Source organism: Acinetobacter sp. 228 (assembly GCF_048147885.1).
In genome coordinates this window covers 1-1,112 of sequence record NZ_JAYWYV010000507.1, presented here as the reverse complement: position 1 = coordinate 1,112, position 1,112 = coordinate 1, and the positions used below count along the sequence as shown (strand labels likewise).

At 37.9% G+C, this 1,112-nt stretch carries 2 protein-coding genes and 1 pseudogene; all 3 read left to right on the top strand.

Annotation, left to right across the window (positions count from 1 at the left end; translation table 11 throughout):
- Positions 1-172 (top strand): annotated as a pseudogene (locus VXQ92_RS20280) (UMP kinase); the annotation flags it as partial.
- Positions 173-257: 85 nt separating this feature from the next.
- Positions 258-812 (top strand): ribosome recycling factor, encoded by a 555-nt coding sequence (gene frr / locus VXQ92_RS20275; protein ID WP_000606428.1) that lies wholly within the window; start codon positions 258-260, stop codon positions 810-812.
- 5 nt (positions 813-817) lie between these two features.
- A partial coding sequence (locus VXQ92_RS20270; protein ID WP_416682995.1) for an undecaprenyl diphosphate synthase family protein occupies positions 818-1,112 on the top strand: 295 nt, incomplete at its 3' end.

The window sequence follows — 1,112 nt, the reverse complement described above, 5'->3', positions numbered from 1 at the left end:
CCATTTAACATTTGACCAAGTGTTAGATGAAAAACTGGGTGTTATGGATTTAACGGCAATTTGCTTATGCCGTGACCATAATGTTCCATTACAAGTATTTGATATGAATAAATCTGGTGCGCTATTGTCAGTGGTAATGGGTGAAAAAGAGGGTACACGCGTTACTAAATAATGTACGTGTGCCGTAAAGCTCTTTATACTAGCGCTAAATTAAATTTGTTATATACATCCTTGAATAAATAAGTAAGGAAGATCATATGATTAACGATCTGAAAAAAGACAGCGAACAGCGTATGTTAAAAACTCTTGAGTCTTTGGAACAAGGGTTTGCTAAAGTTCGTACCGGCCGTGCACACCCATCAATTTTAAATGGGGTAATGGTTCCTTACTATGGTTCTGATGTGCCTTTAAACCAAGTAGCGAACGTTGGTGTTGAAGATTCTCGTACGCTTATCGTTCAACCATTTGAACGTACGATGGTTGCTGCAATTGATAAAGCAATTCGTGAAAGTGATTTAGGTTTAAATCCTATTACTGCTGATTCAATCCGTGTACCTTTGCCAGCTTTAACTGAAGAAACACGTCGTGATATGCAGAAAATCGCTCGTAGTGAAGCTGAAAATGCGAAAGTTGCTATCCGTAATATTCGTCGTGATGTATTAGGTGATATCAAGGCATTGTTAAAAGAGAAAGAAATTTCTGAAGATGATGAGCGTCGTGCAGGCGATGATATCCAAAAAATCACTGATAAATATGTTGCAGAAGTAGACAAGCGTCTAGCAGCGAAAGAAGCAGAATTGATGAAGGTCTAATTTTTATGACCGATTCAGAAGAGTATCATCTTCCTCAGCATGTTGCCATCATCATGGATGGCAACAATCGCTTTGCAAAGAAAAATCAAATGCAAAAAGGCGATGGGCACAGAGAGGGTAAAAATGTTCTTGACCCTATTGTTGAACATTGTGTTAAAACTGGCGTTCGTGCTTTAACTGTTTTTGCATTTTCGAGTGAAAATTGGAATCGACCACAATATGAAGTCGATCTGCTTATGAAACTTCTTGAAGAAACGATTCATGAGCAAATACCTCGCATGAAGAAATTCAATATTTCTT

Excerpts from the sequence above, each read along its gene's own strand:
- frr (WP_000606428.1), top strand. The coding sequence starts at position 258 with ATGATTAACGATCTGAAAAAAGACAGCGAACAGCGTATGTTAAAAACT.